Origin of the sequence: Cryobacterium arcticum, assembly GCF_003185895.1 — a bacterium.
Taxonomy (GTDB): Bacteria; Actinomycetota; Actinomycetes; order Actinomycetales; family Microbacteriaceae; genus Cryobacterium; species Cryobacterium arcticum.
The window spans coordinates 181,148-200,027 of sequence record NZ_QHLY01000007.1; the positions used below are offsets into that span (position 1 = coordinate 181,148).

Sequence of the window (18,880 nt, forward strand, 5' to 3'; positions counted from 1 at the left end):
GGCGGGCGGGGCTATTCGCCGGAGAGGGCCAGGTTGACGAAGGCACGCACGGCCGCGGAGGCCCGGCGCTTGCGGGAAGCGGCCAGGTAGACGGTGAAGTCGGGCACATGTGCCACCGGGAGGCGGCGCACGTTCAGGGCGGCGTGCGCGGCGAACTCGGGCAGCAGGGCCACACCCAGGCCGTTGGTCACGTATTCGGCGGCGGTGCCGATGTCGGAGACCTCGATCATCACCTTGCGCTCCACCCCGGCGGCAGCGAACGCGTCGTCCACGATCTGCCGGCTGGCGTAGCCCGGCGGCAGGTCGATGAACTCCTCCGCGGCCAGTGCTGCGAGGTCGACGGTGGGGGAAGCGGCCAGCGGATGCCCGGCGGGCACCACCAGCACCATCGGGGAGGAGGCGATCGGCACGGCGGAGAGCATCGCAGGCACCGGCCCGCTCAGGGCCAGGAACGCCAGGTCCAGCTCACCCGTGGCCAACTCGTCGACGAGGTCGGCGGAGCCGCGCCGGGCGGCCCGCAGTCGCACCCCCACCCCGGGGTGGCCGGTGCGGTAGAGGCCCAGTAGTCGCGGCACGTTCACCAGCGTGACCGAGGTCATCAGGCCGATCACGATCGACCCGGTGATGGCGTGGGTCGACAGCTGCGCCACATCCCGCACTTCGTTCACAGCGTCGAGCGCCTCCCGCACCTTGGGCAGGAGCAACTCGCCGGTGGAGGTGAGCCGGATCTGCCGGCGGCTGCGGTCGAAGAGCTCCACCCCGAGCTCGCTCTCCAGCGCGCGCACCCCGGCCGACACCGCCGACTGGGCGATGGTCAGCCGCTCCGCCGCGCGGGTGAAGTTCAGTTCGCCGGCGACGGCGCTGAAGAATTCGAGCTGCCTGAGGTCCATGCTCCAATCATCTCATTCATAGATCGTTGCCATCGTCGATTGGCGTTGTTTGTTATCGGTCGAAGCGGGAGCATTGACTCAGACGCCGGTGAGACCGGCTTCGGAAGGACATCATGGCGAAAACCACACCCGCCCAGACCGCCACTCACGCGGCGGACAGCACCACCGAAACGGCCGGCCAGCCCAGCGCGTTCGGCCTGGACGCCCTCGGCTCACCCCGTCGCGCGGCCGACCGGGTGGTCGAATGCCTCGAGGCCTACGGCGTGAAGTGGATCTTCGGCGTTCCCGGCGCCAAGATCGACCCGGTTTACGACGCGCTCCTCGACGGCGGCCCGCAGATGATCGTGGTGCGCCACGAACAGAACGCCGCTTTCATGGCCGCCGCCGTCGGCCGCCTCACCGGCGAACCCGGCGTGGTGCTCGTCACCAGCGGTCCCGGCACCTCGAACCTCGCCACGGGCCTCCTCACCGCCACCACCGAGGGCGACCCGTTGGTGGCCATCTGCGGCGCCGTCTCCCGCGGCGACCGGCTCAAGCGCACCCACCAGGCCATGGACGCCGTGGGCATGCTGAACGCCGTCACCAAGTCCGCCGGCGAGGTCAGCATGGCCGACAACGTGCCGGAAGCCATCGCCAACGCCTTCCGCCAGGCCACCCAGGAGCCCAAGGGCGCCGCCGCCGTCGTGCTGCCCTACGACGTACTCACCGACTCCACCACCGTCTCGATGACCACCCCGCACTGGGTTCCCCAGCTGGGTGCCGCCCCCGCCGAGAGCATCCAGCGCGCCGCCGAACTACTCAAGGGCGCCCAGTTCCCGGTGATCCTGGCGGGCGCCCGCTCCGGCTCCGACCGCGCCGTCGCCGCCCTGCACCGGCTGCTCGGCGCCGCCAAGCTGCCCGTGGTCGAGACCTTCCAGGCCGCCGGGGTGCTCTCGCACGAACTCGAAGAGCACTACCTCGGCCGGGTGGGCCTGTTCCGCAACCAGCCCGGCGACGTGCTGCTGCACAAGGCCGACCTGATCCTGGCGATCGGCTACGACTTCGTGGAGTACGAACCGTCCAAGTGGAACAAGGACCACCTGCGTCGCATCATTCACCTCGACGAGCTGTCGGCCGACCTCGACGACTTCTACCGGCCCACCATCGAGCTGCGCGGCGACGTCGCCGAGACGATGGATGCGCTCGCCCGCCAGATCGACGGCCTCACCCTGTCGGCATCCGCGTCGGCCGTCGTCGCCACCGAGCGCGCCCGCCTGGCCGAAGCCGACCGGCCCGCCCGCCAGGAAGACGAGTCCGAGGGCGTTCACCCCGCCGAACTGACCCTGGCGATGCGCGCCCTGCTGCCCGACGACACCACCGTGCTCTGCGACGTGGGCTCGCACTACATCTACATGGCCAGGCACTTCCGCACCTACCACCCGCGCACCCTGCTGTTCTCCAACGGCCAGCAGACCCTGGGTGTTGCCCTGCCCTGGGCGATCGCCGCCACCCTGGTGCGCCCCGGCACACCGGTGGTGTCGGTCTCCGGCGACGGCGGGTTCCTCTACTCCGCGATGGAGCTCGAGACGGCCGTGCGACTGGGCTCGAAGTTCACCCACATCATCTTCAACGACGGCACCTACGACATGGTCGCGTTCCAGCAGCAGGGCAAGTACGGCCGCACCTCCGGCGTGCAGCTCGGCGACTACGACGCCGTGAAGTACGCCGAGTCCTTCGGCGCGCACGGCTACCGCGTCACCCACCTCGACGACTTCGCCGCGGTGCTCGAGCAGGCCATGAACGACGACGGGCCCAGCATCATCGACGTGCGCGTCGACTACCGCAACAACCGGGATGAGCTCATGGCTGATCTGGAAAGCGACGTACTGCAATGAGCGACTCCACTGTTCCGACCCCGGCGCCCCTGTCGGTGTCCCGGCACGAGATCTTCCAGACCAGCCTGATGAGCGCCCTGCTCGACGGCGTCTACGAGGGTGAGATGACCGTGCGCGACCTGCTCGGGCACGGCAGCTTCGGCATCGGCACCTTCAACGGCCTCGACGGCGAAATGCTCATCCTCGACGGCAGCTGTTACCAGCTGCGCGCCGACGGCGGCGTGAACAAGGCCGACCTCGGGGCGTACACGCCCTACGCCGTGGTCACGAACTTCGTGCCGCACATCGAGAGCGAGCTGCCCGGCAACGTGCTCCGCACCGAGGCCAGCGAGTTCATCGACCACATGACGGCGTCCGAGAACTACATGTATGCGCTGCGCATCGACGGCGACTTCGAGTGGATCCGGATGCGCACCGTGGTGAAACAGCAGAAGCCCTACCGGCCGATGGTGGAGGCCACCGACGAAGACGCCATCGTGGAGCTGCACAACGTTACGGGTTCCATCGTCGGGTTCCGCACCCCGCTCTACGAGCAGGGCATCGGCGTGCCCGGTTGCCACGCGCACTTCATCACGGACGACCGCACCGGCGGCGGGCACGTGCTGGACTTCAAGCTCAAGAGCGGCAGCGCGGCGCTGTGCCTCGGCACCGACCTGCGACTCCAACTGCCGCTGACGGATGCGTTCCGCGACGCCAATTTGTCACCGGAAGACCTCGCCCGGCAGCTGGCGAAGACCGAACAGCACGCCTAGCGTAGGAGTATGGCACCAGGGACTCCCGCAGACCGCACCGACCGCGACGCAGCGGATGCCGAGGTGCGCGCCTTCGTCGACGCCGTGCCCGGTGACACCCGGCGGCGCGACGCTGAGACGCTGCTCGAGCTGTTCGGGCGTATCACCGGCAAGCCGCCGCGCATGTGGTTCTCGACGATCATCGGTTTCGGCAGTTATCACTACAAGTACGAGAGCGGGCGCGAGGGCGACGTCTGCGCCACCGGGTTCTCGCCCCGCAAAGCCTCAAGCACGATCTACCTCGCCGACGGGGTCGGCGCGCACGCCGAGGCCCTCGCCAAGCTCGGGCCGCACAAGACCGGTGTTGGCTGCCTGTACATCACCAACCTCGACAAGGTGGACCTTGGGGTGCTCGACGGCATCCTCACCGAGTCATACCGCGCCGTCACCGCCGGGGTGTTCACCAGCCGGGCGAAGGAGTAGCCCGCCTCACCGAGTTGCCCCGAAGCGGACGAGTTGCCCCGGTTCGCGGGGGCAACTCGTCCGCACCGGGGCAACTCGCGGGCGGGGCTAGTGCCCGCGGGCGATCCAGGCCGGCAGGTCGGGGGCCTCGGCGCCGATCGAGGTCGATTCGCCGTGACCGGTGTTGACGACGGTCTCCGACGGCAGGCTGAGCAGCTTCGTGGTGATCGACTCGATGATGGTCGGGAAGTCGCTGTACGAGCGCCCGGTGGCGCCCGGGCCACCATGGAACAACGTGTCCCCGCTGAACAGCGTGCCGAAGGACGGCGCATACAGGCACACCGACCCGGGGGAGTGACCCGGGGTTGAGATGACCTGCAGCTCGGTACCGGCCACCGCGATGCGCTGGCCGTGCTCGAGGGCGCGGTCGGGCGCGGCATCCGGGTAGACGACATCCCACAGCATCCGGTCGTCCGGGTGCAGGTAGACCGGCGCGCCGGTCGCGGCCGCGACCGCCCGGGCGGCGCCGATGTGGTCGTTGTGCGCGTGCGTGCTGAGGATGCCCAGCAGCGTGCGGTCGCCCACCGCGGCGAGGATCGCCCCGGCGTCGTGGGCGGCGTCGATCACGACGCACTCGGTGTCGTCGCCGACGATCCAGACGTTGTTCTCCAACTCCCAGGTGCCGCCGTCGAGGTCGAAGGTGCCGGCCGTGACGAGGTGTTCGATGCGCGCGGTCATCAGAGCACCACCACCGAACGCAGCACGTCGCCGGAGGCCATCTTGCCGAAGGCCGCCTCGATATCGGAGATGCCGATCCGTTCGCTCACGAAGTCCGCCAGCGGCAGCCGGCCCTGCAGGAACAGGTCGGTGAGCAGAGGGAAGTCCCGCTCGGGCAGGCAGTCGCCGTACCAGGACGACTTGAGCGAGCCGCCCCGGCCGAACACGTCGGCGAGGGGGATCTCCAGCATCATCTCGGGCGTGGGAACGCCCACCAGCACCACGGTGCCGGCCAGGTCGCGCGCGTAGAACGCCTGCCGCCAGGTCTCGGGGCGGCCGACCGCGTCGATGACGACGTCGGCGCCGAAGCCGCCGGTGAGGGCCTGCACGGCCGCGACGACGCCGGCCTCGTCGAGGCCGGACGAGTCGATGGTGTGCGTTGCGCCGAACTCGGTGGCCTTGGCCAGCTTCTTCGGGTCACGGTCGATCGCGATGATGGTGCCGGCGCCGGCCAGCTGGGAGCCGACCACGGCGGCGTCTCCCACGCCGCCGCAGCCGATGACGGCCACGGAGTCACCGGGGGAGACGTTGCCGGTGTTCATGGCGGCGCCGATGCCGGCCATGATGCCGCAACCGAGCAGTCCGACCGCGGCAGGGTCGGCATCCGGGTTCACCTTGGTGCACTGCCGTTCGTGCACGAGGGTCTTCTCGGCGAACGCGCCGATGCCCAGCGCCGGGCTGAGTTCGGTGCCGTCGACCAGGGTCATCTTCTGGCTGGCATTGAAGGTGTTGAAGCAGTACCAGGGCTCGGCGCGCTTACACGCCCGGCAGTCGCCGCAGACGGCCCGCCAGTTGAGTACGACGAAGTCACCGACGGCCACGTGCGTGACGCCCGCGCCGATGACGCTCACCCGGCCGGCGGCCTCGTGGCCGAGCAGGAACGGGAAGTCGTCGTTGATGCCGCCCTCCTTGTAGTGGAAGTCGGTGTGGCAGACGCCGCAGGTCTCGATGTCGACCACGACCTCACCTGGCCCTGGGTCGGGGATGACGATGTCGGTGAGCTCCACGGGAGCCCCCTTCGAGCGGGCGATCGCGCCTTGGACGGTGATGGGCATGGAGCTCCTCGTGAATTGCCGGGGCAGCCGATGATGGCAGGCTTCCAACCTAGCGAAGCATGCTGATCGGGTGCTGGCGGGCAGGCGCGGGCACCCTCAGCGGCCGGACTTCGACCACTCCAGCAGCCGCTCCACGGGCCAGGTGTTCACGATCCGCTCGGGCGGCACGCCGTTGGCGCTAGCCCGGGCGGCGCCATAGGCGAGGAAGTCGAGCTGCCCGGGAGCGTGCGCGTCGCTGTCGATGCTGAACAGACAGCCGGCGTCGAGAGCGATCTTGATCAGGTCGTCCGGCGGGTCCTGCCGCTCCGGGCGGGAATTGATCTCGACCGCGACGCCGTCTTCGGCGCAGGCGGCGAACACCCGCTTGGCGTCGAAGGTGGAGGGCGGCCGAGTGCCGCGCGACCCGCTCAGCAGCCGGCCGGTGCAGTGCCCGAGCACGTTGCTGTGCGGGTCGCGGATGCCGCCGAGCATCCGCCGGGTCATGCTCAGGGAGTCAGCGCGCAGCTTCGAATGCACGCTGGCGACGACGAGGTCGAGCCGCTCCAGCAGTTCCGGCTTCTGGTCGAGCTCGCCGCTCTCGAGGATGTCGACCTCGATGCCGGTGAGCACCCGCACCGCACCGTCGGTCCGGGCCTGCTGCGCGTCATTGACCGCGGCGACGATGGCGAGCTGCTCCTCCAGCCGTTCGGCGGTCAGCCCGTGCGCCACGGTGAGGGTGGGCGAGTGGTCGGTCACGGCAAGGTACTCCCGGCCGAGGAGCCCGGCCGTTGCCACCATGAGGTCGATCGACGTGGTGCCGTCAGACCAATCGCTGTGCGCGTGCAGGTCGCCGCGCAACGCCGCGAGCAGGTCGCGCCCTCCGGTCGCCAGCGGGTCGGCGCCCTTCTGCCGCAGGTCATCGAGGTAGTCGGGCACGCCGTAGAGCGACTGCCCGATCACCTCCGCCGTGCGGTTGCCGATGCCCTTCATCGCGCGCAACCGGCCGTCGGAAGCCCGATCGGCGAGGTCGTCCGGGTCGAGGTCACCGATCAGTCCGGCAGCCTTGCGGAACGCCTGCACCTTGAAGGTGGGGGCGAGCTCCCGTTCGAGCCAGAAAGCGATCTCGTTCAACGCGTCGACGGCATCCATGCTGCCATCATCGGCCCGAACCGGCCGATCACGCGAGGCCGGGGCGATCCGGTCTGCGCCGGCCGGGTCAGGCGACGTCGAAATGCGCCACCGTGAGTTCCCGGTCGATCAGGAACCGGTCGTCCTCCGGGTAGAAGACGGCCATGTCGATGTCGTCGCCGGCGAACGCCACGATGTCCCGGTACGACCGCCAGGCGGAGATGGTACGCACCTCGCACCGACCGTCGGGCAGGTCGCGGAACACCAGGGTCGCCCCGAGATTGCCCGGCGTCGACCTGTAGTCCGCCAGGCCGGTGCGCTCCAGATACGCGGCATACGCGCTTCGTGATTCCGGGCGAATCCAGCCCGTCCAACTGCGCAGAACACTTCCTGCGGGTACATCCAGCATGATGGCCCTTCTGCTGTGCTCGAAACTGCTGTGCTCGAAAGCGCTCTCGGACGTAAATGGCCGGGATCGGCCGCTGGAGTCATCGTGGCATCGTCCCCGCCCGGTGCCAACGGGGCAGGCTACCCCCCAAAGTGCCAGAGACCGGTGGCAGAATGGCCCGATGACACTGCATCTCACCGGCGATGACGCCGCCGACACCCTGCTCAGCGAAGACCCGTTCGCGCTCCTGGTCGGCATGCTGCTCGACCAGCAGATCGCGATGGAAGCGGCGTTCGCCGGTCCGGCCAAGATCCGCGACCGGATCGGCAGCCTGGATGCCAAGACCCTCGCCGGCTACGAGCCGGATGCGTTTGTCGAGGTCTTCAAGCAGACGCCGGCCGTGCACAGGTTCCCGGGGTCCATGGCCGGGCGGGTGCAGACCCTCGCCGGGGTCGTGGCCGAGGAGTGGCACGGCGACGCGGCCCGGATCTGGACCGAGGGTGACCCCGACGGGGCCGAGGTGCTGCGCCGGTTGAAGGCGTTGCCGGGCTTTGGGGAGCAGAAGGCGAAGATCTTCCTGGCCCTGCTCGGCAAACGGATGGGCCTGACGGCGGCCGGCTGGCGCGAAGCCTCGGCGCCGTACGGCGAGGAGGGGTCGCTCAAGTCCGTGGCCGACATCGTGGACCCCGAATCGCTGGCCCGCGTGCGCGAGAGCAAGCGCGCCGCGAAAGCCGCGGCCAAGGAGGCCGCGGCGAAGTAGCGAGACCCACTCCGGTACCGGCCGCTTCAAGACGGGAGAATAGAAGGATCCGACAACAAGGGGAGTGCCCAGGTGGGTCCACATTTCAGCGAGCAGGCCTTCGACTTTCTCGAGGAACTCGAACACCGCAACAACCGGGCCTGGTTCGATGAGAACAAGCCCACCTACGAAACCGAGCTGAAGGCCCGGATGCTCGAGGTGATCGAGGCTGTCAACTCCCGGCTGGGTGCCTTCGCGGCGGACTACCTGCGTCCGCCGCCCAAGGCGATGCTGCGTATCTATCGGGACGTGCGGTTCTCGAATGACAAGACGCCCTATAAGACCCATCTCGCCGCCAGCTGGCCTCGGCAGGGGTTGGAGAAGGCCGGCGGCGCCGGGTTCTTCCTTCAGGTGGGGGTGCACGGGGTGATGGTGGCCGGCGGCGCGTATTCGCCCGGTTCACCGCAGTTGCGAGCCATCCGGGAGTATCTGCTCGAGCACCACGAGCAGATGCGGGCGGTGCTCGCGAACGCGGATCTGCTGCGCGTTGCTGAGCCGTTCGATGGGCGCCCGCTGCTGCGGGCACCGCGGGGTTTCCCGGCCGAACACCCGGCCGAGGACCTGTTGCGGGTGCGCAGCTGGGCCCAGTTCGCTCTGCTGCCCGGGGACGCGGCGCTCCGGGAAGATTTCGTCGATGTCGTCGTGGACAGGTTCCGGGCGCTTGCCGCTTTCGTCGACCTGCTCAACGTGCCGCTCGCGACGGCCACCCCGTTGGCGGTGGATGCGGCATCCGGGCGGCGCCGGGCGGCGGGCAGTCGGCCGTGACGCTCCAGTCGTGACGATCCGTCGCGCCCGGAATGGAGGAGAATGGCGCTGAAGAGCGGTCGCGGCCGAACCGGCCCAACGAACCCTCGAAGGAGCAGCACTGTGAATGACCCTCGAGCCAAGATGGAGGGCAACCGCCTCCTCGCACTGGGTGCCCCGCAGGCGGACTGGACGAAGGCCCCCGGTCGGGTCGTCGGATTCTGGCTGACCCTGCTCGGCGTGGTCGTCGTGGTGATCTTTCCCCTTCCCGGGCTGGTTGTCGGCGCCGTCGGTTTCGCCTTCACGCTGCAGGCCCGCCGGGTGATTCCAGCCGGCGCCACGGGCAGCGGCCTCACCCTGGTCTCCCTCGTGCTCACCGGTGCGACGGCGGTCCTCATCGCCGTGCAGGTCGTGCTCGCCCTGCTGCGCTGATCTCGGGGCCGACTCCTGCCCGATTCGCCCGATTGGGGGGAGCGCCCGAAACCCGCCTGCTGCTACCGTTCGGCTCATGGGAACCCGGCGTCGATCAGCTATTCCTCTACTCGCCATTCTGGCATTGGGTGCCGCGGCGCTCGCCGGCTGCTCGTCGGGCACACCCGCAGCCGATTCCGCCCCGGCTCCGACCAGCTCGAATGCGTCCGCGCAGCCGTCGTCGTCGCCGTCGCCCACACCGGCGGTCGGGGTGGCCGTTCCCGCGCAGATTCTCGGCGGCGACTGCGCACGGCTCTTTACCGACGACGTTGTCGGCACCGCCCTCGGCACCGGAATGACCCTTCAGACCGAATTCGACGACTCCCCGAATATGAACGCCGTTCCGACGCTCTCCGGGTTGGAATGCACCTGGGAGGAACAGACCGCCCTGGCCGAGGGGATACCCGTCGCCGGACTCAGCGCGGTTGTGCTCAGCACCACTGCCGCCGTGACGGCCCCCGACAGCGTCTCCTGCTACAGCGGCGTGGTCACCACATCCAGCGATGCGCAGAGCACCTGCAGGTTCGCCATCACCGCCGGCGACGTCTGGTTGAGCGGGACCGTCTTCGGTTCGGCGGACGCCACGGAAGACGACCTCCGCACCTCGGTGGCGACGCTGAGCGCTGACTTCACCGCGCTGCCCGCCTCCGAGGTGCCGGTGCCGGCCCTGCCCGCCGGTGCGTGGCGGCCGCCCGTGTGCACCGATCTCTCGGAGAACGCCGGTGTCTCCTCGGCGCTCGCGAGCCCTGACCTCAGCGCAGGCGACGTCGACACGAGCGGCGGGGAATGGGCCGACGGTGCCTACGCGGCCAACTCCGGTGCCGGCGTGTTCGCCTGCTCCTGGTACCAGACCGGACAGACTCCGGACGGGCAGGTCGACGGTTTCTCGATCCAGGCGTTACCCGGGGGAGCGTGGGCAGAGGCGCAAGCGCTCGCCCTACCCGGCGCGAGTGTCGTGACGATTCCCGGAGTGGAGCTGGCCGTGCACGTGCCGCCGCCGGCCGAGGGCTACGAGATGCTCGACGTCTTCGACGGGCCGAACTGGCTGCAGGTGACCCGGGCGACGGGGCTCGACCCTGTCCTGCCGGCCGTGCCGGGCCTCATCGACGCACTCAATGCCGCAACAGAGGGTTGACGGCACCACCCGACTCACCGGTGGAGTGCGCGGACATGGCGCGATCCGGCCGACCGGCGCTATCGTCTGACCAACCGCAGGCGTTGAGACAGCTCTGGGCCGTCGTCGTGAACCGGAGATCGGCTGGGTGAAAATGTCAGACGCGGGTACGACACCGGCGAAGCCCGGGACGCAGCGGGTCGGCCCGGCCGCCGCAACCGCCGCTGTGGTGTTCACAGTGGCCGGCGTCGCGGGTTTCCTGCTGGAGACGACGGCCCGCACCGCGGGCTTCGACGATGGGGACAACCCTGCCCAGAGCGTGGCCTTGTTCGCCGTCAATCCGACGCCCTACTCACTCTCCGGGCTCGCCCTCGCCGTTGCGGCGCTCGCGCTGCTCCTGCTGGTACTCGCGGTGCGTGAAGCCGTGCTCCGGCGAGTGCGGCCGCTGTACGCCGCGTTCGTGACAGCGCTCGGCCTGATTTCTGCGGCTCTCCTGTTCCTGGCCGGTGTGATCCGACTACAGGCGCCCGGAACCGTCACCCACATAACGAGCCTCGACCGCGAGTGGGGGCTTGCGGCGTATCTCGCGGTGCAGATGTCCGGCACTCAGGGCGCCCTGTCGGCCGCCATCTTCGCGTGTGCCTTCTGGGTGGTGGGGCTGTGCGTCCTGGCGGGACGAGCGCTGCCCGTGACCGTTCGGCTGCTCGGTGCGCTGCCCGCGCTCGCCCTGCTTCTGCCGTTGGTGGCCCTGTTGGGGCGAGTGGCCCGCCTGCCCGCCTTCGACGCTCTCTATCCGGCTTACCTGGTGGCGATCTTCGTCGGTTTGCCGCTGTTCATGCTCGCGCTGGGGGTGACCCTGCTCCGGATGCGCAACCAACCGGTCGGGTGACCGTCGGCACGGACAGGGATGGTTGGGGCCGGGACCGCGCGAAGACGACCCGCCGTTGCACCTGAAAACTGACCAGGTAGAGGATGACGTCGGTGGCCAGCTTGGCCGCAAGTAACGGCAGCCCGAGTTGGGTGAACAGGGTCAGTCCGACATAACTCGCGGCCAGCAGCGAGACGGCCAGACCGGCGTAGGCGGCGGCCTCGCGCCGCAACCGGCGGGGCTGCGCGGTAGTGAACACCAGGCTGCGGTTGAGCATAAAGTTCACCGAGGCGCTCACCATGCGGGCGGCGACAACGCCGAGCCCCAACGACCCGGTGGCGGCGACGAAGATCTGCAGCGCCAGCAGGTCGACCAGGAACGACCCGAACGACACCGCGCCGTAGACAAGCAACGGGCGCATCACACGCAGCGAATCCGCGACGGGCCGAAAATGCGACGACGCGTTGTCCTGCAGATAGACGGTCTCGATGTCGATCTCGTCGATCGGCCGGCCGGCGGCGGACGCCTCCAACAGGGTGTTCAGTTCGTATTCGAACCGGTCACCGTACACGCCGAGCAAGCCCTCCAACAGGGTGGCGGGGTAGCCCCGCAGGCCGGTCTGGGTGTCGCGGATGCTGCGCGCCGTGGTGAACCTGAACGCCTGCCTGGCCAGGGTGTTCCCCACTCGGCTGCGCATCGGGACCTGCCCGGTGAACCGGCGGCCGCCGAGCACCACGGGAGCGTCAGGCCGGCCCGCGTGCAGCGCCACCCGGTCGGCCACCCGCAGGATGTCGCGCACCCGGTGTTGTCCGTCGCTGTCGGCGCAGACCACGGCAGCACCGGGGTAGCGGGTGAGGATGTGGCGGAAGCCGACCTTGAGCGAGTACCCCTTGCCCAGGTTGACCTCGTGACCGATCACCTCCGCGCCGAGCGTGCGCACGGCGTCGAAGACCGCGCTGTAGGCCTCACCGCTGCCGTCGTCGACGACCAGCACGTGAGTTTCGGGGGCCGCCTGGCTCAGCTCGGTCACCAGGGCGACGAGGCGGGCATCCGGTTCGTAGGCCGGGATCAGGATGATCATGGCCGGCCTAGCCTTCGAGGTAGAGGATGTCGGAGGTGCCGCGCTCGGTGCCGGTGCCGAGCGGGTCGTTCACGAGTGACCCGTTGAAGTACATGGTCGACGAGCCGCCGCCGTCGAGGTTGTACGCCGTGGTGACGCCCAGGCTCAGCATGATGTCGGCGAGGCCGGGCAGGGTGACGCCGGCGCTGTAGCCGGGACTACGGCCGTCGACGACCACGAAGACCAGGTGGTTGTCGTCGATCACGCCGATCGCCGTGCGCGGCTGCTCGCCCTGGATGGAGTGGTTGCCCACATTGGTGTCGATTTCCACGTCTTCGATGCCGTCGACCACGGCGCCGTCCTCGACGATCGCCGGCCCGAACGAGACCGTGTTCCAGACGCCGTCGGCGAGCAGATCCGCGGCGGTGGTCGCGGTCTCGTCGTAGACCTCGACCGAACCGTCGAGGTAGAACGCCAGACCCTGCCTGGCGCCCTCGTCGCGGTAGACGACGCCGTTGCGGATGACGATGCCGGTGTCGCGGAAGCCGTAGTAGTCGCCGTTGATGGCGAAGATGGCGTTGTTGTCGGCGGCGATGTCCGAGGTCGTTTCAGTGATGTTCTCGCCGTAGGTGTTCTTGGCGAAGGCCGAGCGCAGCGCGGTGGCGTCGGTGAGGGCGACGTCGGCGACGTAGTAGGTGACGGTGTCGTCGCCGGTGCCGGTGACGACCGTGGAGATCGAGACGTCGGCGTCGTCGGAGTCGTAGCCGGTATCGGTGACCACGGCCTCGTCGGCATCGGAGCTGTCTTCCGACGCGGACGCGGACGCGCTGTCGGCGGCGACCGAGGAATTCGCGGCCTCGTAGGCGTCGACATCCGTGATCTCGGCGTGTTCGATCACGAAGCGGTCCAACGCCCAGGTGGTCGTGCCACCCACGGCCAAGGCGAGGGCGAGGGCCGAGCTGATGATCACCCGGCGTCGCCTGCGCCGGGGCCCGGGGGGAAGAGAAGATCGCATTCCCCAGTTCTAAGCGCGGGCACTATGGACCGGCCGTGGCGGGACTATGGGTCGGCTATGAGGCCGTTCCCGGGCAGGGCCGGCACCGGCGGAGCGCGGTTACGGCAGCGGCCGCGCGCCGAGGTCGCGCAGGTAGTCGGCCGCGCCGGTGAGGTCGGTGCCGGCCGACCGGTAGCCCACGTAACCGTCCCAGCGCACCAGATAGTGCGCGGTGCCGGGGCGCCGGGTCGAGGAGACCGTCACGCGTGGGGCCGCCGACCAGCGGGAGCGCGGGGCGAACTCGGTGCGTTCCACGGTGACCAGGTGCGCCCACTCGGCCTGGAAGCCGAGCGCCGGTCCCCGAGGCCAGCGCGCCGCCGGCCCGCACAGCAGCAGGCGGAACACCGGCGTCGGCGGCGCAGAGGCCCGTGCTGCGGCGGGCGGCGCGGGCAGTGCGACGGTGGCGGGTGCGAGCGCCAGGCCGGGCTGGGGGTAGCGATCGCCGGGCCGGGGGCCTCCGCGGAGCCGGCGGGGGCCGTCCACCGACAGCGGGCTGCGCCGGTAGCGGATGCCCAGCTGGGAGATCACGCGGAACCCGGCCCGGCGGGCGGCCCGGCTGCGCAGCACCGTCGCGGCCAGTCGGGCGCCCAGGGCGGCCCGCAGCGTTCGCACCAGCAGGTTCCTCGAGGTCGCCAGCCCGAACGCGAGGTCGGTGCCGGTCAGTACGGACCGGGCCACGGGCAGGCGCTCGCGGCCGTAACTCTGCAACAGGGATTGCTGCGCGGCGCCGCTGCAGACGAGGGCGAGTTTCGAGCCGAGGTTGACGGCATCCTGGATGCCCGTGTTCATGCCCTGGCCGCCGGCCGGGCTGTGGATGTGGGCGGCATCACCGGCGAGGAACACCCGGCCGCGCCGGAACCTGTCGGCGATGCGGCTGCTGATGGTGAAGTCACTGAGCCAGACCGGGTGGTGCAGAACGAGGCGCTCCCGGGTGTAGCGGGAGACGGTGGCCTGCAGCAGTTCCAGGGTGATGGCGTCGGTGGCCGCGCCCGGCGGCAGCAGTACGATCACTCGCCAGCCGGCCGGCGAACCGAGCGGGAAGAGCAACAGCGGTCCCGGTTCGGCGAAATAGGCGTGCGCGCTGCCGGGGTCGACGCCGTCGATCTCGAGGTCGGCCACCAGGAACCGCTGCGGATACGACAGCCCGGTGAACCCGATGCCGGCGAGTTTCCGGGTGCTGCTGTGCGCGCCGTCGCAGCCCACCACGTAGCGGGAGCGCACCGTGCGGGGCGGCACCCCGGCCGATTCGAGGGTGCTGGTGACGCCGTCGGCGTCTTGCACCAAGCCGGTCAGAGTGAGACCGCGACCCACCCCGGTGCCGGTGCTGGCCAGCCGGTCCACGAGCACTCGTTCGGTGCTGGCCTGCGCGAGGATCAGCAGGAACGGGAACCGGGTGTCGGAGAGAGTGTCGTCGACGAGCGGCACTGTGTGCACGGGCACGGGGTTCAGCGGAACAGTTCGCGTGCGAGTCCGGCGGCCCAGCCCGTGGTCGTGCAGCACCAGCGTGTCGACCGGCCGGCCCGCGGCGACGAGGTCGTCTGCCAACCGGTTGCGGGCGAGCACCTCGAGGGTGCGGGCGTGGATGGCCAGTGCGCGGGACTCGTGCACGGCATCCGGCGCCTGGTCGACGATCTGCACCGACACTCCGAGGGTGCGCAGCTCCCGGGCCAGGGCGAGTCCGGTGGGGCCGGCGCCCACGATCAGCACGTCCACGTCGACGTCGGTGCCCGCGGGCCGAGCCGCCCTGGCCATGACCTTACCGACGTTCCGATTGTGCCGACATGCACCCATGCTGCCCCGGAACGGCTCGCCGCTCTAGGTGCGCGTGTCGGCGTGGTCGGCGAAAGTTTCTGGATGTCCTGGATGCGCCTGAACCAGCCGGTTGTGGGCCGGTTCCGCCGCCGGGGACGGTCCGGTGAAAGGGTAGCCTTCCTCATTTTCGCCGCGGCGCGCGGATAGGCTTGCAACCCAAACGGGGGCATTTTTCCGGCGGCGCCAGCGTGAAGCGCCGCCCCAGGCCCTGTGGGCGCTGTACCGGCTGACAACCCGTTCCCGGTCTGATGGGGTGCCGGTGAACGCGCGGCCGCGCATCCGGATATGTTCAGCCGGACGCACTCGCCGCAGCATCCAATCACGTGCAGGGGGCACCGACCATGACCGCAACCGACCGAGAACTCGAGCCGCACGGTGCGCCGCCACGGCCGTCGCCGTCAGGTGAGGCGCACACCGGCGAGAACGCCGTGGTGGCCCAGTCGCTGCGCAAGACCTACGGGCGCGGAATGTCTGCCGTTGCCGCGCTCGATGACGTCTCGGTGGCGTTTCCCCGCGGCCAGTTCGCGGCCGTGATGGGCCCGTCGGGCTCGGGCAAGTCCACCCTGATGCAGTGCCTGGCTGGGCTGGACTCGGTGAGCAGTGGCACCGTCTTGATCGACGGGGTACCGATCACCGGGCTGCGTGACCGGGGCCTCACCCGCCTCCGCCGGGAGAAGATCGGTTTCGTCTTCCAGGCCTACAATCTCGTGCCCACCCTCACGGCCAAGCAGAACATCGTGCTGCCCCTCGCCCTCGCCAGGCGACGGGTGGACCGCGCCTGGTTCGACGAGGTCGTGCAGACCCTCGGCCTCACCGGCCGATTGAAACATCGCCCGCACGAACTGTCGGGCGGCCAGCAGCAGCGGGTCGCCGTGGCGCGCGCCCTGCTCAGCCGGCCGGCCGTGATCTTCGCCGACGAACCGACCGGGAACCTGGACTCCGTGGCCGGCGCCGAAGTGCTCGCCCTGCTGCGCACGAGCGTCGCCCAGTGGGGCCAGACCGTCATCATGGTCACCCACGATGCGGTTGCTGCGGCGTGCTCCGACAGGGTCGTTCTCCTGGCGGACGGACGCCTCGCGGGTGAGTTGCAGGACCCCACCGTAGAAACCGTCCTGGGCGCCCTGCACGGCGCCCGACTGGCGCCCAACCGGGCGTCGGCGTGATCAGGGTCGTTCTCTCCGGCCTGCGCGCCACCCTGGCTCGGCTGCTGGCGACCGCCCTGGCGGTGGCGCTCTCCGTAGGGTTCGTCGTGGCAACGCTCACCCTCTCAGCCACGTTCACCCACACCACCGAGGAGTCGCTGACCGCGAGCATGGCCAACGCGGATGTGCTGGTCACACCCGCTGTCGCGATGGTCGCCACCTCCGATCCGCGCACATCGACGGATGTGCTCCTGAAGGTGCTGCCGGCCGTTCAAGCGGCCGCAGGGGTGGCCGGCGCCGACGTGGAACGGCTCGCGTACGTTGACCTGCACCACGGCGAGACCCGCAGCGTGGCCCAGGTGAACACCCTGCTGGCCGAGTCGGTGCGCTGGCAGACCCTCGCTTCCGGCCGCTGGCCGACGAGCGTGACCGAGGCCACCCTCGACCAGCCCGCGGCCGAGGCGATGGACCTGGCCGAGGGCGACACCGTGACGATGGCCGCCGTCGGCTCCGGGGTCAGCCCCACCGAACTGACGATTGTGGGAATCACCGACGCCCAGGCCGCCGGGGTGGGCACCAGCGCATCCACCCTGATCGTGCCGGCCGAGGCCCTCGAGGACCCGGCGCTGTTCGCCGTCTCCACCTCGATCCTGGTCGCGGGGGCAACGGATGGTGCACCGGCCAGTGCTGCGCTGGCCGCCGCGGTGACCTCGGCGGTCGCGGGTACCTCCGGCGTGGTGGTGCAGACCAGGGCGCAGGCGGTCGACCAGCAGACCGCCCTGCTCTCCGGCAGCGCCACCGTGATCACGAGCATCCTGTTGGCGTTCGCCACGATCGCCCTGTTCGTGGCCTCCATTGTGATCGCCAACACCTTCCAGGTGCTCGTGAGCCAACGCACCAGGGAGCTGGCGCTGCTGCGCTGCATCGGCGCCAGCGCCGGGCAGGTGCGCCGGCTGATCCTGTGGGAGGCGCTCCTGCTGGGCGTGGTGGCGTCGGTGCTCGGGGTGGGCATCGGCCTGGTCGGATCAGTCGTGCTGGCCGAGCTCAGCCGTGACGGCGCATCCGGGCTGCACCTGGGGCAGCTGGTGATCGACCCGGTGCGGCTGGCGATCGGTTTCGGCATCGGGGTGCTGCTCACCCTGTTCTCGGCCCTGTCTCCGGCCCGTCGGGCCACCCGGGTGCGGCCGGTTGCCGCTATGCGGGCCGTGGCGGCGCCCGCGAGTGTGCGCCAGGGTGTGGTGGGCCTGGTCGCCGCGCTCGCGCTGCTCGTTGTCGGCGGGACCGGTCTCTATCTCGGTGCGACCCGCTCGGGCCTGACCCTGGCGGTCGTCTCCGGGGTGGTCAGTTTTCTCGGCATCCTGCTCTGCTCGGCACTGTTCATTCCGTGGATCGTGCGGGCGGCGGGCATGGTCATCGGCTGGACGTCGGCACCGGCCCGGCTGGCCGCCCTCAACGCCACCCGCAACCCGGCTCGCACCGCCTCGACCGCCGCGGCGCTGCTGGTGGGGGTGACACTAGTGACGATGATGGTGGTCGGGGTGACGTCGGTGCGCACCTCGATCGGCGACAGGATCGACGAGAAGCGGCCGGTGGACCTCACCGTGCAGTCGGTCGACCCGGCCGGGATGACGCCGGAGGAGATCGACGGCGTCACCGACCTGCCCGAAGTAGCGGGGGCGACGGCGGTCGATTCCGCCCGGATCACGATCACCCCGGCCGGCGGTGAACCCCGGGTGCTGGCCGCCCGCGGTCTCGACTCGGCCGAGGTTCAGGGGGTGGCACGTTCGAACGTGGTCGTGCCCGCGGTCGGCGAGGTGATGCTCAACCCGACGGATGCCGGTGCGTTGCAGGCCGGTGATGTCGTGACCGTTGCCGGAGACGTCGGCAGCGCCACCCTGACCGTGGTCTTGGCCGAGACCTCGCAGCGGAAACACGCCACCCTCACCAAGCAGGATCTCGCCCTGGTGGCGGCGCCGGTGACCAAACAGTTGCAGCTGCGGCTGGACGACGAGGTCACCAGCAACCAGGTGCAGCAATTGAGCACCGTCATCCTCTCGGTGAGCGACGCGTTCACGGTGGGTGGCGGCGCGCCGGAGCGCACCTACTACGAGCAGATTCTCGACGTGATGCTGCTGATCGTGCTGGCCCTGCTCACCATGGCGGTCGTGATCGCCTGCGTGGGCGTCGCCAACACCATGGCGCTGTCGGTGTTCGAACGTCGGCGGGAGTCGGCGCTGTTGCGGGCGTTGGGCCTCACCCGCGGGCAGTTGCGCGGCATGTTGGGCCTCGAGGCGACCTTGATCACCCTGGTGGCCGCCGCGTGCGGGATCGGCCTCGGCGTCGTGTACGCCTGGGCCGGGCTGTCGGCCGTGTCGCTGCAGGCCCAGAAGCTCGCGCTGCGCGTGCACCTGCCCTGGGACCAGCTCGCGCTGGTCGTCGTTGCGGCGATCGTGGCCGGACTGCTGGCCACCGTGGTGCCCGCCAGTGGGGCAGCGCGGCGCTCACCGGTGGCGGGTCTGCTGCACGAGTAGC

General features: G+C 70.0%; 18 protein-coding genes. 10 read left to right on the top strand and 8 right to left on the bottom strand.

Annotated features, from left to right (window positions below):
- Positions 1–11: 11 nt before the first annotated feature.
- Complete coding sequence (locus CTB96_RS06500; RefSeq protein WP_110126099.1) at positions 12–890, bottom strand: LysR family transcriptional regulator; 879 nt, start codon at positions 888–890, stop codon at positions 12–14.
- Positions 891–1,003: 113 nt separating this feature from the next.
- Here CTB96_RS06500 and alsS point away from each other — a divergent pair, with 113 nt between their 5' ends.
- The 3 genes from alsS to CTB96_RS06515 are packed head-to-tail and all read left to right on the top strand — an operon-like array spanning position 1,004 to position 3,978.
- Positions 1,004–2,764 carry an acetolactate synthase AlsS gene (alsS, locus tag CTB96_RS06505; protein WP_110126100.1) on the top strand — a complete coding sequence of 587 codons (1,761 nt, stop codon included), beginning with the start codon at positions 1,004–1,006 and terminating at the stop codon, positions 2,762–2,764.
- On the top strand, positions 2,761–3,516 hold the full coding sequence (gene budA, locus CTB96_RS06510) for an acetolactate decarboxylase (RefSeq protein ID WP_110126101.1): 756 nt from the start codon (positions 2,761–2,763) through the stop codon (positions 3,514–3,516). The genes alsS and budA overlap by 4 nt, the downstream gene beginning before the upstream one ends.
- 9 nt (positions 3,517–3,525) lie before the next feature.
- Positions 3,526–3,978, top strand: a complete 453-nt coding sequence (locus CTB96_RS06515; RefSeq protein WP_110126102.1) for a DUF1801 domain-containing protein — start codon at positions 3,526–3,528, stop codon at positions 3,976–3,978.
- An 87-nt stretch (positions 3,979–4,065) separates the two neighbouring features.
- Here the strand turns inward: CTB96_RS06515 and CTB96_RS06520 are convergent, their stop codons facing one another.
- The 4 genes from CTB96_RS06520 to CTB96_RS06535 all read right to left on the bottom strand — a co-directional run bounded on the left by CTB96_RS06520 (position 4,066) and on the right by CTB96_RS06535 (position 7,305).
- Positions 4,066–4,695 carry an MBL fold metallo-hydrolase gene (locus CTB96_RS06520; RefSeq protein WP_181397172.1) on the bottom strand — a complete coding sequence of 210 codons (630 nt, stop codon included), beginning with the start codon at positions 4,693–4,695 and terminating at the stop codon, positions 4,066–4,068.
- Entirely contained in the window at positions 4,695–5,789 is a 1,095-nt protein-coding gene (locus CTB96_RS06525; RefSeq protein WP_110126104.1) for an S-(hydroxymethyl)mycothiol dehydrogenase, read from the bottom strand. Before CTB96_RS06525 ends, CTB96_RS06520 begins: the two co-directional genes overlap by 1 nt.
- Positions 5,790–5,885: 96 nt before the next feature.
- Entirely contained in the window at positions 5,886–6,917 is a 1,032-nt protein-coding gene (locus CTB96_RS06530) for a PHP domain-containing protein (protein ID WP_110126105.1), read from the bottom strand.
- A 67-nt stretch (positions 6,918–6,984) separates the two neighbouring features.
- Positions 6,985–7,305 (bottom strand): hypothetical protein, encoded by a 321-nt coding sequence (locus CTB96_RS06535; protein ID WP_248283250.1) that lies wholly within the window; start codon positions 7,303–7,305, stop codon positions 6,985–6,987.
- A gap of 160 nt (positions 7,306–7,465) precedes the next feature.
- Between CTB96_RS06535 and CTB96_RS06540 the strand changes: the two genes are divergently transcribed.
- From CTB96_RS06540 to CTB96_RS06560, 5 genes are all read left to right on the top strand, one after another.
- Positions 7,466–8,044 (top strand): HhH-GPD-type base excision DNA repair protein, encoded by a 579-nt coding sequence (locus CTB96_RS06540; RefSeq protein WP_110126106.1) that lies wholly within the window; start codon positions 7,466–7,468, stop codon positions 8,042–8,044.
- 72 nt (positions 8,045–8,116) lie between these two features.
- Positions 8,117–8,848 (top strand): DUF2461 domain-containing protein, encoded by a 732-nt coding sequence (locus CTB96_RS06545; RefSeq protein ID WP_181397173.1) that lies wholly within the window; start codon positions 8,117–8,119, stop codon positions 8,846–8,848.
- A 102-nt stretch (positions 8,849–8,950) separates the two neighbouring features.
- A complete protein-coding gene (locus tag CTB96_RS06550) occupies positions 8,951–9,259 on the top strand; it encodes a hypothetical protein (protein WP_146215759.1) in 309 nt (102 codons plus the stop codon).
- 76 nt (positions 9,260–9,335) lie between these two features.
- Positions 9,336–10,433, top strand: coding sequence for a hypothetical protein (locus CTB96_RS06555; RefSeq protein WP_146215760.1), 1,098 nt, complete (start codon positions 9,336–9,338; stop codon positions 10,431–10,433).
- 133 nt (positions 10,434–10,566) lie between these two features.
- Complete coding sequence (locus CTB96_RS06560; protein ID WP_110126110.1) at positions 10,567–11,301, top strand: hypothetical protein; 735 nt, start codon at positions 10,567–10,569, stop codon at positions 11,299–11,301.
- Here the strand turns inward: CTB96_RS06560 and CTB96_RS06565 are convergent.
- From CTB96_RS06565 to CTB96_RS06575, 3 genes are all read right to left on the bottom strand, one after another.
- On the bottom strand, positions 11,246–12,361 hold the full coding sequence (locus tag CTB96_RS06565) for a bifunctional glycosyltransferase family 2/GtrA family protein (RefSeq protein WP_110126111.1): 1,116 nt from the start codon (positions 12,359–12,361) through the stop codon (positions 11,246–11,248). The two genes, CTB96_RS06560 and CTB96_RS06565, sit on opposite strands and share 56 nt — an antisense overlap.
- A gap of 7 nt (positions 12,362–12,368) precedes the next feature.
- Positions 12,369–13,355, bottom strand: a complete 987-nt coding sequence (locus tag CTB96_RS06570) for a phosphodiester glycosidase family protein (RefSeq protein ID WP_110126112.1) — start codon at positions 13,353–13,355, stop codon at positions 12,369–12,371.
- Positions 13,356–13,454: 99 nt separating this feature from the next.
- On the bottom strand, positions 13,455–15,146 hold the full coding sequence (locus CTB96_RS06575) for an FAD-dependent monooxygenase (protein WP_110126113.1): 1,692 nt from the start codon (positions 15,144–15,146) through the stop codon (positions 13,455–13,457).
- A 401-nt stretch (positions 15,147–15,547) separates the two neighbouring features.
- On the opposite strand from CTB96_RS06575, the gene CTB96_RS06580 reads away from it, so the two are divergent.
- Both CTB96_RS06580 and CTB96_RS06585 read left to right on the top strand, forming a co-directional pair.
- On the top strand, positions 15,548–16,369 hold the full coding sequence (locus tag CTB96_RS06580) for an ABC transporter ATP-binding protein (protein WP_110126114.1): 822 nt from the start codon (positions 15,548–15,550) through the stop codon (positions 16,367–16,369).
- Positions 16,366–18,879, top strand: a complete 2,514-nt coding sequence (locus CTB96_RS06585; protein WP_110126115.1) for an ABC transporter permease — start codon at positions 16,366–16,368, stop codon at positions 18,877–18,879. The genes CTB96_RS06580 and CTB96_RS06585 overlap by 4 nt, the downstream gene beginning before the upstream one ends.
- Position 18,880: the final 1 nt, after the last annotated feature.